Raw genomic sequence first — 13,602 nt, 5'->3', positions numbered from 1 at the left:
TCTAGCCCTTACTTGGAGTAGAGCTCGACAATCAGGCTTTCGTTGATGTCGGCGGACAGATCACTGCGAGCTGGAACGTTCTTGAAAACGCCCGATTTCTTCTCAGTGTCTACTTCTACCCATTCTACGCGGCCACGTTGGGCACACAGATCGAGAGCCTGGACAATACGCAGTTGGTTCTTGGCCTTCTCGCGGATAGCGACGACGTCACCAGCACGAACCTGGTACGAAGGAACGTTAACGGTTTTGCCGTTGACGCTGACCGACTTGTGCGAAACCAGTTGACGGGATTCGGCACGAGTCGAGCCGAAGCCCATACGATATACAACGTTGTCCAGACGGCATTCGAGCAGCTGCAGCAGGTTCTCACCTGTTGCGCCTTTCTTGCCGGCGGCTTCTTTGTAGTAGCCGCTGAACTGACGCTCGAGAACGCCGTAGATACGACGGACTTTTTGCTTTTCACGCAGCTGAGTACCGTAATCGGACTGGCGACCGCGGCGCTGGCCGTGGATGCCTGGAGCTGCTTCGATGTTGCACTTGGATTCGATAGCGCGAACGCCGCTCTTCAAAAAGAGATCGGTGCCTTCACGACGAGCAAGTTTGCATTTTGGACCAATGTAACGAGCCATTTCTTACAGTCTCCTGGATTACACGCGGCGCTTCTTCGGCGGACGGCACCCGTTGTGCGGGATTGGCGTCACGTCGGTGATGCTGGCGATCTTATAGCCACAGCCGTTCAATGCACGGACAGCGGATTCGCGACCTGGGCCTGGACCCTTGACGTTGACGTCGAGGTTCTTCAGACCGTACTCCAGCGCAGCTTGACCAGCACGCTCAGCAGCTACTTGAGCAGCGAACGGGGTGGACTTGCGGGAACCACGGAAACCCGAACCGCCGGAGGTAGCCCAGGAAAGAGCGTTACCCTGACGATCGGTAATGGTGACGATTGTGTTGTTAAAAGACGCGTGGATGTGGGCGATGCCATCAACCACTGTCTTTTTAACTTTTTTACGAGGACGAGCAGCAGGTTTTGCCATGACTAAATTCCTGTCGTTGCGCTGGTGCGATTACTTGCGGATCGGCTTACGCGGACCTTTGCGAGTACGCGCGTTGGTCTTGGTACGCTGACCGCGCACTGGCAGACCACGACGATGACGCAGACCGCGATAGCAGCCCAGGTCCATCAAGCGCTTGATTTTCATGTTGATTTCGCGACGCAGGTCACCTTCAGTGGTGAACTTCGCCACTTCGCCACGCAGCTGTTCAATCTGCTCGTCGCTCAGATCTTTGATCTTCACCGCCGGATTAACACCGGTGGTAGCACAAATTTTCTGTGCAGTGGTGCGACCAACACCATAGATGTAGGTCAGCGAGATAACAGTATGCTTGTTATCTGGAATGTTAACGCCTGCAATACGGGCCATTCAGTGGGACTCCAATTGACAGCTACCTACGCCCCGGAAGCCAAGAAATAGGGCGCGAGATAATATCGCTGTAGTAACAAATAATCAACCCAGCAGCGCACTAGCTGCTGGGCTTAAGCACAAATCACAATCAGCCTTGGCGCTGCTTATGACGTGGTTCCGCGCTGCAAATTACTCGAACCACACCTTCGCGGCGAATAATCTTGCAGTTACGGCACAGCTTTTTCACCGATGCACGAACTTTCATCACCAACTCCTAGAACCTTATGGGTGCTTCAGCGCAGCATACCGCCGCTGCCGCCGTAGCCCTTCAGGTTGGCTTTCTTCATCAGGGATTCGTACTGGTGCGAAACGAGGTGAGATTGCACTTGAGACATAAAGTCCATCACAACCACGACCACGATCAGCAACGAGGTCCCGCCAAGGTAGAACGGTACGTTTGCTGCAACCACCAGAAACTGGGGAAGCAGACACACGGCCGTCATATAAAGAGCACCGAACATGGTCAAGCGGGTCAGAACGCCATCAATGTAGCGCGCAGACTGCTCGCCTGGACGAATACCCGGAATAAAGGCACCGGACTTCTTCAGGTTTTCCGCTACGTCTTTCGGATTGAACATCAACGCCGTATAGAAGAAGCAGAAGAAAATAATCCCTGCACTAAACAGCAGAATATTCAACGGCTGACCAGGAGCGATCGACTGCGAGATATCCTGCAGCCAGCCCATACCTTCAGACTGACCGAACCAGGAACCCAACGAAGCCGGGAACAGCAGGATGCTGCTCGCAAAAATGGCCGGAATCACACCAGCCATGTTTACTTTCAACGGCAGGTGGCTGGTCTGCGCAGCGAAGACCTTGCGGCCTTGCTGACGCTTGGCGTAGTGAACAGCAATACGACGCTGACCACGCTCAATGAACACCACGAAACCGATAATCGCTACTGCCAGCAAACCGATGGCGACCAAAGCGAAAATATTGATATCACCCTGACGCGCAGACTCGAAAGACTGCCCGATCGCTCTCGGAAGACCGGCGACGATACCCGAAAAGATCAACATCGAGATACCGTTGCCAACACCGCGCTCCGTGATCTGCTCCCCGAGCCACATCATGAACATCGCACCAGCCACGAAGGTGGTGACAGCCACAAAGTGGAAACCGAGGTCGCCAGAGAAAGCAACGCCCTGACCGGCCAAGCCAACGGACATGCCTATCGCTTGAACCAGAGCCAGGACGACGGTGCCATAGCGGGTGTACTGGCTGATCTTACGACGACCAGCCTCACCTTCCTTCTTCAACTGCTCCAGCTGAGGGCTGACGGCGGTCATCAATTGCATGATGATCGATGCCGAAATATACGGCATGATCCCCAGTGCAAAGATGCTCATCCGCTCCAGTGCGCCACCGGAAAACATGTTGAACAAGCTAAGAATGGTCCCCTCATTCTGTCGAAACAGTTCCGCCAGACGGTCGGGGTTGATACCCGGAACTGGGATATGCGCACCTATCCGATAGACGATAATCGCCAGGAATAGAAAACGCAGTCGAGCCCAGAGCTCGGACAACCCGCCTTTGCTGAGCGCTGAGAGAGCACCTTGCTTAGCCATTTATTCCTCGAACTTGCCGCCAGCTGCTTCGATAGCCGCACGCGCACCTTTGGTGGCGGCGATACCCTTGATGGTGACAGCGCGAGTAACTTCGCCCGACAGCATGATTTTCACACGCTGTACGTTCTGGTTAATCACGTTGGCATCTTTCAGGGACTGCACAGTTACGATGTCGCCTTCCACTTTAGCCAGCTCGGACAGACGCACTTCTGCGCGGTCCATGGCTTTCAGGGAAACGAAACCGAATTTTGGCAGACGACGATGCAGCGGCTGTTGGCCGCCTTCAAAGCCCGGAGCAATGGTGCCACCGGAGCGGGAAGTCTGACCTTTGTGACCACGGCCACCAGTCTTACCCAAACCGCTACCGATACCACGGCCCGGACGATGCTTTTCGCGACGGGAACCCGGCGCTGGACTCAGATCATTGAGTTTCATCGATTAACCCTCGACTCGCAGCATGTAGTAAGCCTTGTTGATCATCCCGCGATTTTCGGGAGTATCCAGGACTTCTACAGTGTGACCGATGCGACGCAGACCCAGACCCTTAACGCACAGTTTGTGGTTAGGGATGCGGCCGGTCATGCTTTTGATCAGCGTTACTTTAACGGTAGCCATGATCAGATGATCTCCTCAACACGCTTGCCACGCTTGGCAGCAATGGACTCAGGAGACTGCATGCCCTTCAGACCCTTGAAAGTGGCGTGAACCACGTTTACAGGGTTAGTCGAGCCGTAGCACTTGGCCAGCACGTTCTGAACACCAGCAACTTCCAGCACTGCGCGCATAGCGCCGCCAGCGATGATACCGGTACCTTCAGAAGCAGGCTGCATGTACACCTTCGAAGCGCCATGGGCGGACTTCATTGCGTACTGCAGAGTGGTGCCGTTCAGATCAACCTGGATCATGTTGCGGCGAGCAGCTTCCATAGCTTTCTGGATTGCAGCAGGCACTTCACGTGACTTGCCACGGCCGAAGCCAACGCGCCCTTTACCATCACCAACCACGGTCAACGCGGTGAAAGTGAAGATACGGCCGCCTTTTACGGTTTTGGCCACGCGGTTAACTTGAACCAGCTTCTCGATGTAGCCTTCGTCGCGTTTTTGGTCGTTATTTGCCATAACTTAGAACTCCAGCCCGCCTTCACGAGCAGCATCAGCCAGCGCTTTGACACGGCCGTGGTACTTGAAGCCAGAACGGTCGAAAGCCACTTGCGATACGCCCGCGGCTTTTGCGCGCTCGGCGACCAGCTTGCCAACCTTAGTGGCCGCGTCGATGTTGCCAGTGGCACCATCACGCAGTTCTTTGTCCAAAGTCGAGGCGCTTGCCAGGACTTTGCTGCCGTCGGCCGAAATGACCTGGGCATAAATGTGCTGCGAAGAGCGGTGCACGCAGAGACGAACGACTTCGAGTTCGTGCATCTTCAGGCGTGCTTTGCGAGCGCGACGCAGTCGGGTAACTTTTTTGACGGTCATTTGCTATGCCCTACTTCTTCTTGGCTTCTTTACGGCGGACGACTTCGTCCGCGTAACGCACACCTTTGCCTTTGTACGGCTCAGGACGGCGGAAGTCGCGGATCTCAGCGGCCACTTGACCAACCAACTGCTTATCGATACCACGGATCAAGATATCGGTCTGGCTGGGGGTCTCAGCGGTGATGCCATTCGGCAATTCGTAATCCACCGGGTGCGAGAAGCCAAGTGCCAGGTTCAGGACCGAGCCTTTTGCTTGCGCCTTGTAACCAACACCGACCAGCTGGAGCTTGCGCTCGAAGCCTTGGCTTACGCCCTGGACCATGTTGTTAACCAGTGCACGAGTTGTGCCTGCCATTGCGCGGGTTTGTTGATCGCCATTGCGAGCAGCGAAACGCAGCTCACCAGCTTCTTCAACAATCTCAACAGACGAATGGATGTTCAGTTCCAGAGTGCCCTTGGCACCCTTCACCGAAAGCTGCTGGCCGACGAGTTTGACTTCGACGCCGGATGGCAACTTAACGGGGTTCTTAGCTACGCGTGACATGCTTATCCCCCCTTAGAACACAGTGCAAAGCACTTCGCCGCCGACACCGGCAGCGCGCGCAGCACGATCCGTCATCACACCTTTGTTGGTGGAGACGATAGACACACCAAGACCGCCACGTACTTTTGGCAGATCGTCGGAGGACTTGTACTGGCGCAGGCCTGGACGGCTGACGCGCTTAACCTCTTCGATGACCGGACGGCCTTCGAAGTACTTAAGCTCGATGGACAGCGACGGTTTGGTTTCGCTGCTGATCTGATAACCCGCAATGTAACCCTCGTCCTTCAGGACTTTGGCTACAGCAACCTTCAACGTGGAAGATGGCATGCTTACGACGGGCTTTTCAGCCATCTGGGCATTACGGATACGAGTTAGCATGTCCGCTAACGGGTCCTGCATACTCATGGGCTAGACGCTCCTAAAACAAAATAATTAGCCTTACGGCTACAGCTTGTCGCCGAGATTTTCCGGGCAAGTGAAAACACGGGCTCAGGCGAGCCGGCAATTCTAGACCTACCCCAGAAATGAATCAAGCCCCAAAAGGGGCTTGATTCAAACTCGGGCTCAACTCCGACCCATCTCCAAGGAGACCGACCGGGTTGAGACGAGATGTGCGCTTACCAGCTGGCCTTGACCAGACCTGGCACGTCACCACGCATTGCAGCAGCACGCAGCATGTTACGGCCCAGGCCGAACTTGCGGTATACGCCGTGCGGACGACCAGTCAAGCGGCAACGGTTACGCATGCGCGAAGCGCTTGCGTCACGTGGTTGCTTCTGCAGAGCTACGGTAGCTTCCCAACGAGCTTCTGGACTTGCGTTCAGATCAACGATGGTTGCTTTCAGCTCGGCACGCTTCTTGGCGTACTTGGCAACGGTGAGCTGACGCTTCAGCTCACGGTTTTTCATGCTCTTCTTGGCCATTTTCCTACTCCAATCAGTTGCGGAACGGGAATTTGAAAGCACGCAGCAGAGCGCGGCCTTCTTCATCGTTCTTGGCAGTGGTGGTCAGGGTGATGTCCAGACCGCGGAGAGCATCGATCTTGTCGTAGTCGATTTCCGGGAAGATGATCTGCTCTTTAACACCCATGCTGTAATTACCACGACCATCGAAGGACTTGGCATTCAGGCCGCGGAAGTCGCGAACCCGAGGCAGGGAGATCGACAGCAGACGATCTAGGAATTCGTACATACGGTCACGGCGCAGAGTAACCTTGACGCCGATCGGCCAGCCTTCGCGGACTTTGAAGCCAGCGATGGATTTCCGAGCGTAAGTCACGACGACTTTTTGACCGGTGATCTTTTCCAGGTCAGCAACAGCGTGCTCGATGACTTTCTTGTCACCGATCGCTTCGCCCAAACCCATGTTCAGGGTGATTTTGGTAACGCGCGGAACTTCCATCACGTTCGCCAGCTTAAGTTCTTCCTTAAGCTTCGGAGCGATTTCCTTCCGGTAAATCTCTTTCAGTCGTGCCATGGTCTTCTACCTAGCAGTGTTCAAGCATCAACCGCTTTTTGGGTCGACTTGAAGACACGAATTTTCTTGCCGTCTTCAACTTTGAAACCAACGCGGTCAGCCTTGTTGGTTGCGCCGTTGAAAATGGCGACGTTGGAAGCGTGCAGTGGCGCTTCTTTCTCGACGATACCGCCCTGTACGCCCGACATCGGGTTAGGCTTGGTATGACGCTTCACCAGGTTGATCCCACCAACGACCAGACGGTCGTCAGCGAGAACCTTGAGCACCTTACCGCGCTTACCTTTGTCTTTGCCGGCGATCACGATGATCTCGTCGTCACGACGAATCTTTTGCATGTCGGATCTCCTTACAGCACTTCTGGGGCGAGCGAGACAATCTTCATGAACTTCTCAGTACGAAGTTCACGGGTCACTGGCCCAAAGATACGGGTACCGATCGGCTCTTGCTTGTTGTTCAACAGAACAGCAGCGTTGCCATCGAAGCGGATGATGGAGCCGTCTGCACGACGAACGCCGTGGCGGGTGCGGACTACAACAGCAGTCATCACCTGGCCTTTCTTCACCTTGCCGCGAGGAATTGCTTCCTTGACGGTTACTTTGATGATGTCACCGATACCAGCGTAACGACGATGGGAGCCACCAAGCACCTTGATGCACATAACGCGGCGTGCGCCGCTGTTATCGGCCACATCGAGCATGGATTGAGTCTGAATCATATAATTTCTCCGACCCCTAGCCCTTAGACTTCCACAGCGCGTTCGAGGATATCAACCAACGCCCAAGACTTGGTCTTGGCTACCGGACGAGTTTCACGAATCGTGACCTTGTCGCCGATATGGCACTGGTTGGTTTCGTCGTGCGCGTGCAGCTTAGTCGAACGCTTAACGTATTTACCGTAGATTGGGTGCTTGACGCGACGCTCAATCAGAACGGTGATGGTCTTGTCCATCTTGTCGCTGACAACACGGCCAGTCAGCGTACGGACGGTTTTTTCGGCTTCAGCCATGATTACTTACCTGCCTGCTGGTTGAGCACAGTCTTCACGCGAGCAATGTCACGCTTAACTTGCGAGAGCAGGTGAGACTGCCCCAACTGGCCAGTTGCTTTCTGCATACGCAGATTGAACTGGTCGCGCAGCAGGCCGAGCAGTTGCTCGTTCAGCTGCTGTGCTGATTTTTCACGAAGTTCATTCGCTTTCATCACATCACCGTCCGCTTAACAAAGGAGGTGGCGAGCGGCAGCTTTGCAGCAGCCAGGGCGAAAGCCTCACGCGCCAGCTCTTCAGAAACACCCTCGATTTCATACAGGACTTTGCCTGGCTGAATCTGGGCAACCCAGTACTCCACGTTACCCTTACCTTTACCCATACGAACTTCGAGGGGCTTTTTGGTTACAGGCTTGTCCGGGAACACACGGATCCAGATCTTGCCGCCACGTTTTACGTGACGGGTCAGTGCACGACGCGCTGACTCGATCTGACGAGCGGTGAGACGACCACGAGCAACAGACTTCAGCGCGAACTCGCCGAAGCTGACTTTGCTACCGCGCAGTGCCAGACCACGGTTGTGGCCGGTCATCTGCTTGCGGAACTTCGTACGCTTTGGTTGCAACATTTGGCGTACCCCTTACTTAGCAGCTTTTTTACGAGGCGCTGGTGCTTGTGGTTTCAGTTCTTCTTGGCGACCACCAATTACTTCGCCTTTGAAGATCCAAACCTTTACACCGATCACACCGTAAGTGGTGTGAGCTTCGTAGTTGGCATAGTCGATGTCGGCACGCAGGGTGTGCAGTGGCACACGACCTTCGCGATACCATTCAGTACGTGCGATTTCAGCACCGCCGAGACGACCGCTCACTTGGATTTTGATGCCTTTGGCACCAATGCGCATGGCGTTCTGTACAGCGCGCTTCATGGCGCGACGGAACATTACACGACGCTCCAGCTGCTGAGCTACGCTCTGCGCAACCAGCATACCGTCGAGCTCCGGCTTGCGGATCTCTTCGATATTGATGTGCACAGGCACACCCATTTGCTTGGTCAGGTCCTGACGCAGTTTCTCAACATCTTCACCTTTCTTGCCGATCACGATGCCGGGACGAGCGGTGTGGATGGTGATACGTGCTGTCTGAGCCGGACGATGGATATCGATACGGCTTACGGACGCGCTTTTTAGTTTGTCTTGGAGATACTCACGCACCTTCAGATCAGCGAACAAGTAGTCCGCATAAGTCCGACCGTCTGCGTACCAGACGGAGGTGTGCTCCTTGACGATTCCCAGGCGAATGCCAATGGGATGTACTTTCTGACCCATCTCTTCGACTCCGTTACTTGTCAGCAACCTTGACAGTGATATGGCAAGACCGCTTGACGATGCGATCAGCACGGCCTTTAGCACGTGGCATGATGCGCTTCAGCGAACGCCCTTCGTTGACGAAAACGGTGGAGACCTTCAGGTCATCAACGTCTGCGCCTTCGTTATGCTCGGCGTTGGCTACAGCCGACTCCAGCACTTTCTTCAGGATCTCGGCGGCTTTCTTACTGCTGAAAGCCAACAGGTTGAGCGCTTCGCCCACCTTCTTCCCGCGGATCTGGTCGGCGACCAAGCGGGCTTTCTGGGCGGAGATTCGAGCGCCCGACAACTTAGCGGCTACTTCCATCGTTCCTTACCCCTTAACGCTTGGCTTTCTTGTCTGCCACGTGCCCACGATAAGTGCGGGTACCGGCAAACTCGCCCAGTTTATGGCCGACCATGTCTTCGCTCACGAGAACGGGAACATGTTGACGACCGTTATGCACAGCAATGGTCAGACCGACCATTTGTGGCAGGATCATCGAACGACGCGACCAGGTTTTAACTGGTTTGCGATCGTTCTTTTCCGCCGCCACTTCGATCTTCTTCAGTAGGTGAAGATCGATAAAAGGACCTTTTTTCAGAGAACGTGGCACTGTCGTATCCCTCTATTTACTTGCGACGACGGACGATCATTTTGTCGGTACGCTTATTACCACGAGTCTTCGCGCCCTTAGTCGGGAAGCCCCACGGCGATACCGGATGACGACCACCAGAGGTACGACCTTCACCACCACCATGTGGGTGGTCAACCGGGTTCATGGCAACACCACGAACGGTTGGGCGAACGCCACGCCAGCGTTTGGCACCGGCTTTACCCAGGGAACGCAGGCTGTGCTCGGAGTTCGAGACTTCACCCAGCGTTGCACGGCATTCAGCCAGAACTTTACGCATTTCACCGGAACGCAGACGCAGGGTAACGTACACGCCTTCACGAGCGATCAGCTGTGCCGAAGCACCAGCGGAACGAGCGATCTGTGCGCCTTTACCTGGCTTCAGTTCGATGCCGTGTACGGTGCTACCAACTGGAATGTTGCGCAGCTGCAGAGCGTTGCCCGGCTTGATCGGTGCCAGAGCACCTGCGATCAGCTGGTCGCCAGCACTCACGCCTTTAGGGGCGATGATGTAGCGACGCTCGCCATCTGCGTACAGCAGCAGAGCGATGTGAGCAGTACGGTTTGGATCGTATTCGATACGCTCGACGGTGGCAGCGATGCCATCCTTGTCGTTGCGACGGAAGTCGACCAGACGATAATGCTGCTTATGACCACCACCCACGTGACGTGTAGTGATACGGCCATTGTTGTTACGACCACCAGACTTCGATTTTTTCTCGAGCAGCGGTGCGTGAGGAGCGCCTTTATGCAGCTCCTGGTTGACCACCTTGACCACAAAACGGCGGCCAGGGGAAGTCGGTTTGCATTTAACGATTGCCATGATGCACCCCTTCCTTACTCAGCACTGCTGCTGAAATCGAGATCTTGGCCTGGCTGAAGGGAGATAACTGCCTTCTTCCAGTCATTACGCTTGCCCAGACCGCGAGCAGTGCGCTTGCTCTTACCCAGAACATTCAGGGTAGTAACACGCTCTACTTTCACGCTGAACAGGCTTTCGACGGCCTTCTTGATTTCCAGCTTGGTTGCGTCAGTAGCAACCTTGAAAACGAACTGGCCTTTCTTGTCAGCCAGAACTGTGGCCTTCTCGGAAACGTGCGGGCCAAGTAGAACTTTAAATACGCGTTCCTGGTTCATCCCAGCAGCTCCTCGAATTTCTTCACGGCCGACACAGTGATCAACACTTTGTCGTATGCGATCAGACTAACTGGATCGGAACCCTGCACGTCACGAACATCAACGTGTGGCAGGTTACGAGCAGCCAGGTACAGATTCTGGTCAACAGCATCAGACACGATCAGGACGTCAGTCAGGCCCATGCCATTCAGCTTATTCAGCAAATCTTTGGTTTTCGGTGCTTCAACAGCGAAGTCCTGAACCACGACCAGACGTTCGGTACGAACCAGTTCAGCAAGGATGGAGCGCAGAGCTGCGCGATACATCTTCTTGTTGAGCTTCTGGGTGTGATCCTGTGGACGTGCTGCGAAAGTAGTACCACCGCCGCGCCAGATCGGGCTACGGATAGTACCGGCACGAGCGCGGCCAGTACCCTTTTGACGCCATGGGCGCTTACCGCCACCGGATACGTCAGAACGGGTCTTCTGCTGCTTGCTACCCTGACGACCGCCAGCCATGTAGGCCACGACTGCCTGGTGAACCAGCGTCTCGTTGAATTCGCCGCCAAAAGTCAGTTCGGAAACTTCGATTGCCTGAGCGTCATTTACATTTAATTGCATGTCAGCTTCCCCTTAACCGCGAGCCTTGGCTGCCGGACGTACAACCAGGTTGCCGCCAGTAGCGCCAGGAACAGCACCCTTGACCAACAACAGATTGCGTTCAGCGTCCACGCGCACTACTTCCAGGGACTGCACGGTCACGCGCTCAGCGCCCATATGACCGGACATTTTTTTGCCCTTGAATACACGACCAGGAGTCTGGCACTGGCCGATAGAGCCTGGGACGCGGTGGGAGACGGAGTTACCGTGGGTGTTATCCTGACCACGGAAATTCCAGCGCTTGATCGTACCCTGGAAGCCTTTACCTTTGGACTGACCGGTTACATCAACCAGTTGACCAGCAGCGAAGATTTCAGCGTTGATCTGGTCGCCGGCCTGGTAGTCGCCTTCTTCAAGACGGAATTCCATTACGGTACGACCGGCAGCTACGTTCGCCTTGGCGAAGTGGCCAGCCTGAGCGGCTGTAACACGCGAAGCGCGACGCTCGCCTACAGTGACTTGCACTGCACGATAGCCATCGGTTTCTTCGGTTTTGAACTGAGTGACGCGATTCGGTTCGATCTCAATGACCGTGACCGGAATGGAGACACCTTCTTCGGTGAAAATACGGGTCATACCGCATTTACGACCGACTACACCAATAGTCATGTTGTAAACCTCATGAGTGTACGGGGCTTTCACCCGCTATGGCCGCCCATTTCAGAGCGTTACACGACTAAGACCCAAGTCTTAGCCGAGGCTGATCTGTACTTCCACACCGGCCGCAAGATCGAGCTTCATAAGAGCGTCAACGGTTTTATCCGTTGGCTGGACGATGTCCAGAACGCGCTTGTGAGTACGGATCTCATACTGGTCGCGCGCGTCTTTGTTGACGTGCGGAGAAACCAGAACGGTGAACCGCTCTTTACGGGTCGGCAGTGGAATCGGACCACGCACCTGTGCCCCAGTACGCTTCGCGGTTTCCACGATTTCCTGGGTTGATTGGTCGATCAGGCGATGGTCAAAAGCCTTCAACCTGATACGGATTTGCTGATTTTGCATTGGATTTCAGACTCCAGATTGCTGTTCCCACCGAGCGCAATACGCCCGTTAAAAGGAGGCGCAATTCTATAGACGACCTAACAGAGTGTCAACCCAATAAAAAAGCCCCCGCAAGCGGGGGCTTTTTCTTGAATCAACGCTTAAGCGATGATTTTGGCTACGACGCCGGCGCCGACGGTACGACCGCCTTCACGGATAGCGAAACGCAGACCGTCTTCCATTGCGATTGGCTTGATCAGGGTAACGGCAACTTTGACGTTATCACCTGGCATTACCATCTCAACGCCTTCCGGCAGTTCGCAGCTACCAGTTACGTCAGTAGTACGGAAGTAGAACTGTGGACGGTAGCCTTTGAAGAATGGAGTGTGACGACCACCTTCTTCTTTGCTCAGAACGTAGATTTCAGCTTCGAACTGAGTGTGCGGCTTGACGGTACCTGGCTTGACCAGAACCTGACCACGCTCAACGTCGTCACGCTTGGTGCCACGCAGCAGAACGCCGCAGTTCTCACCAGCACGACCTTCGTCCAGCAGCTTGCGGAACATCTCAACGCCAGTGCAAGTAGTCTTGGTAGTGTCACGCAGACCTACGATTTCTACTTCTTCCTGGATCTTGATGATGCCGCGCTCAACACGACCAGTTACAACAGTACCGCGACCGGAGATCGAGAATACGTCTTCGATTGGCATCAGGAACGGCTTGTCGATAGCACGGACTGGCTCTGGGATGTAGCTGTCCAGAGTCTCAACCAGCTTCTTGACAGCAGAGGTGCCCATCTCGTTGTCGTCTTGGCCGTTCAGAGCCATCAGAGCCGAACCGATGATGATCGGAGTGTCGTCGCCTGGGAAGTCGTAGGTGCTCAGCAGATCGCGAACTTCCATTTCGACCAGTTCCAGCAGCTCAGCGTCGTCAACCATGTCAGCCTTGTTCAGGAAGACAACGATGTACGGAACGCCAACCTGGCGGGACAGCAGGATGTGCTCGCGAGTCTGTGGCATCGGACCATCAGCAGCCGAGCAAACCAGGATCGCGCCGTCCATCTGGGCAGCACCGGTGATCATGTTTTTTACGTAGTCGGCGTGACCTGGGCAGTCAACGTGCGCGTAGTGACGCACGGCCGAATCGTATTCAACGTGAGCGGTGTTGATGGTGATACCACGAGCTTTCTCTTCCGGGGCGCTGTCGATCTTGTCGAAGTCAACCTTTGCGGAACCGAAAACTTCGGAGCAAACGCGAGTCAGTGCTGCGGTCAGAGTGGTTTTACCGTGGTCAACGTGACCGATGGTGCCAACGTTGACGTGCGGTTTGTTACGTTCAAATTTTTCTTTAGCCACG

Annotated in this window: 27 protein-coding genes; all 27 read right to left on the bottom strand. The window is 54.9% G+C overall.

Translation table 11 applies throughout. The annotated features are described in order from the left end of the window. Positions 1-8: 8 nt before the first annotated feature. Complete coding sequence (gene rpsD / locus J3P77_RS02695; protein ID WP_002555465.1) at positions 9-629, bottom strand: 30S ribosomal protein S4; 621 nt, start codon at positions 627-629, stop codon at positions 9-11. Between the two features lie 18 nt (positions 630-647). After that, positions 648-1,037 (bottom strand): 30S ribosomal protein S11, encoded by a 390-nt coding sequence (gene rpsK, locus J3P77_RS02690; RefSeq protein WP_002555466.1) that lies wholly within the window; start codon positions 1,035-1,037, stop codon positions 648-650. 30 nt (positions 1,038-1,067) lie between these two features. After that, positions 1,068-1,424 (bottom strand): 30S ribosomal protein S13, encoded by a 357-nt coding sequence (gene rpsM / locus J3P77_RS02685; RefSeq protein ID WP_002555467.1) that lies wholly within the window; start codon positions 1,422-1,424, stop codon positions 1,068-1,070. A gap of 130 nt (positions 1,425-1,554) precedes the next feature. Then, the gene (gene rpmJ, locus J3P77_RS02680) at positions 1,555-1,671 is read right to left on the bottom strand and encodes a 50S ribosomal protein L36 (protein ID WP_002555468.1); all 117 of its coding nucleotides are present in this window, start codon (positions 1,669-1,671) and stop codon (positions 1,555-1,557) included. 28 nt (positions 1,672-1,699) lie between these two features. Further along, entirely contained in the window at positions 1,700-3,034 is a 1,335-nt protein-coding gene (secY, locus tag J3P77_RS02675; protein WP_125831860.1) for a preprotein translocase subunit SecY, read from the bottom strand. Beyond that, entirely contained in the window at positions 3,035-3,469 is a 435-nt protein-coding gene (gene rplO / locus J3P77_RS02670; protein WP_007924183.1) for a 50S ribosomal protein L15, read from the bottom strand. A gap of 3 nt (positions 3,470-3,472) precedes the next feature. Continuing rightward, positions 3,473-3,649: a 50S ribosomal protein L30 gene (gene rpmD, locus J3P77_RS02665; protein WP_003186033.1), complete on the bottom strand. Its 177-nt coding sequence runs from the start codon at positions 3,647-3,649 to the stop codon at positions 3,473-3,475. A 2-nt stretch (positions 3,650-3,651) separates the two neighbouring features. After that, positions 3,652-4,152: a 30S ribosomal protein S5 gene (gene rpsE, locus J3P77_RS02660; protein ID WP_024687031.1), complete on the bottom strand. Its 501-nt coding sequence runs from the start codon at positions 4,150-4,152 to the stop codon at positions 3,652-3,654. A 3-nt stretch (positions 4,153-4,155) separates the two neighbouring features. Further along, positions 4,156-4,506 (bottom strand): 50S ribosomal protein L18, encoded by a 351-nt coding sequence (rplR, locus tag J3P77_RS02655; protein ID WP_002555473.1) that lies wholly within the window; start codon positions 4,504-4,506, stop codon positions 4,156-4,158. 10 nt (positions 4,507-4,516) lie between these two features. Further along, positions 4,517-5,050: a 50S ribosomal protein L6 gene (gene rplF / locus J3P77_RS02650; RefSeq protein ID WP_044421721.1), complete on the bottom strand. Its 534-nt coding sequence runs from the start codon at positions 5,048-5,050 to the stop codon at positions 4,517-4,519. Positions 5,051-5,062: 12 nt separating this feature from the next. Then, the gene (gene rpsH / locus J3P77_RS02645) at positions 5,063-5,455 is read right to left on the bottom strand and encodes a 30S ribosomal protein S8 (RefSeq protein ID WP_333407576.1); all 393 of its coding nucleotides are present in this window, start codon (positions 5,453-5,455) and stop codon (positions 5,063-5,065) included. Positions 5,456-5,667: 212 nt separating this feature from the next. Continuing rightward, positions 5,668-5,973 (bottom strand): 30S ribosomal protein S14, encoded by a 306-nt coding sequence (gene rpsN, locus J3P77_RS02640; RefSeq protein ID WP_434679394.1) that lies wholly within the window; start codon positions 5,971-5,973, stop codon positions 5,668-5,670. 13 nt (positions 5,974-5,986) lie between these two features. Continuing rightward, the gene (gene rplE / locus J3P77_RS02635) at positions 5,987-6,526 is read right to left on the bottom strand and encodes a 50S ribosomal protein L5 (protein ID WP_434679392.1); all 540 of its coding nucleotides are present in this window, start codon (positions 6,524-6,526) and stop codon (positions 5,987-5,989) included. A 20-nt stretch (positions 6,527-6,546) separates the two neighbouring features. Continuing rightward, the gene (gene rplX, locus J3P77_RS02630) at positions 6,547-6,861 is read right to left on the bottom strand and encodes a 50S ribosomal protein L24 (protein WP_002555478.1); all 315 of its coding nucleotides are present in this window, start codon (positions 6,859-6,861) and stop codon (positions 6,547-6,549) included. A gap of 11 nt (positions 6,862-6,872) precedes the next feature. Beyond that, positions 6,873-7,241: a 50S ribosomal protein L14 gene (gene rplN, locus J3P77_RS02625; RefSeq protein ID WP_002555479.1), complete on the bottom strand. Its 369-nt coding sequence runs from the start codon at positions 7,239-7,241 to the stop codon at positions 6,873-6,875. 23 nt (positions 7,242-7,264) lie between these two features. Then, positions 7,265-7,531: a 30S ribosomal protein S17 gene (gene rpsQ, locus J3P77_RS02620; protein WP_002555480.1), complete on the bottom strand. Its 267-nt coding sequence runs from the start codon at positions 7,529-7,531 to the stop codon at positions 7,265-7,267. A gap of 2 nt (positions 7,532-7,533) precedes the next feature. Further along, entirely contained in the window at positions 7,534-7,725 is a 192-nt protein-coding gene (gene rpmC, locus J3P77_RS02615) for a 50S ribosomal protein L29 (protein WP_002555481.1), read from the bottom strand. Then, positions 7,725-8,138: a 50S ribosomal protein L16 gene (gene rplP / locus J3P77_RS02610; protein WP_003186052.1), complete on the bottom strand. Its 414-nt coding sequence runs from the start codon at positions 8,136-8,138 to the stop codon at positions 7,725-7,727. Before rplP ends, rpmC begins: the two co-directional genes overlap by 1 nt. Before the next feature lie 12 nt (positions 8,139-8,150). Next, complete coding sequence (gene rpsC, locus J3P77_RS02605) at positions 8,151-8,837, bottom strand: 30S ribosomal protein S3 (protein WP_003176422.1); 687 nt, start codon at positions 8,835-8,837, stop codon at positions 8,151-8,153. A 13-nt stretch (positions 8,838-8,850) separates the two neighbouring features. Continuing rightward, entirely contained in the window at positions 8,851-9,183 is a 333-nt protein-coding gene (rplV, locus tag J3P77_RS02600; RefSeq protein WP_002555485.1) for a 50S ribosomal protein L22, read from the bottom strand. 13 nt (positions 9,184-9,196) lie between these two features. Next, positions 9,197-9,472, bottom strand: coding sequence for a 30S ribosomal protein S19 (gene rpsS, locus J3P77_RS02595; RefSeq protein WP_004883670.1), 276 nt, complete (start codon positions 9,470-9,472; stop codon positions 9,197-9,199). 16 nt (positions 9,473-9,488) lie between these two features. Next, entirely contained in the window at positions 9,489-10,313 is an 825-nt protein-coding gene (gene rplB, locus J3P77_RS02590) for a 50S ribosomal protein L2 (protein ID WP_007924198.1), read from the bottom strand. Positions 10,314-10,327: 14 nt separating this feature from the next. After that, entirely contained in the window at positions 10,328-10,627 is a 300-nt protein-coding gene (gene rplW / locus J3P77_RS02585) for a 50S ribosomal protein L23 (protein WP_002555488.1), read from the bottom strand. After that, a complete protein-coding gene (gene rplD / locus J3P77_RS02580) occupies positions 10,624-11,226 on the bottom strand; it encodes a 50S ribosomal protein L4 (RefSeq protein ID WP_434679390.1) in 603 nt (200 codons plus the stop codon). Before rplD ends, rplW begins: the two co-directional genes overlap by 4 nt. A 12-nt stretch (positions 11,227-11,238) precedes the next feature. After that, positions 11,239-11,874 carry a 50S ribosomal protein L3 gene (rplC, locus tag J3P77_RS02575; RefSeq protein ID WP_002555490.1) on the bottom strand — a complete coding sequence of 212 codons (636 nt, stop codon included), beginning with the start codon at positions 11,872-11,874 and terminating at the stop codon, positions 11,239-11,241. 81 nt (positions 11,875-11,955) lie between these two features. Continuing rightward, a complete protein-coding gene (rpsJ, locus tag J3P77_RS02570) occupies positions 11,956-12,267 on the bottom strand; it encodes a 30S ribosomal protein S10 (protein WP_003186070.1) in 312 nt (103 codons plus the stop codon). 140 nt (positions 12,268-12,407) lie between these two features. After that, positions 12,408-13,601, bottom strand: coding sequence for an elongation factor Tu (tuf, locus tag J3P77_RS02565; RefSeq protein ID WP_434679388.1), 1,194 nt, complete (start codon positions 13,599-13,601; stop codon positions 12,408-12,410). Position 13,602: the final 1 nt, after the last annotated feature.

It is taken from the genome of Pseudomonas sp. R1-18 (assembly GCF_051132095.1).
Lineage (GTDB): Bacteria > Pseudomonadota > Gammaproteobacteria > Pseudomonadales > Pseudomonadaceae > Aquipseudomonas.
Note: the sequence above shows the minus strand (reverse complement) of the source record. Positions and strands in the feature narration are given on the sequence as shown.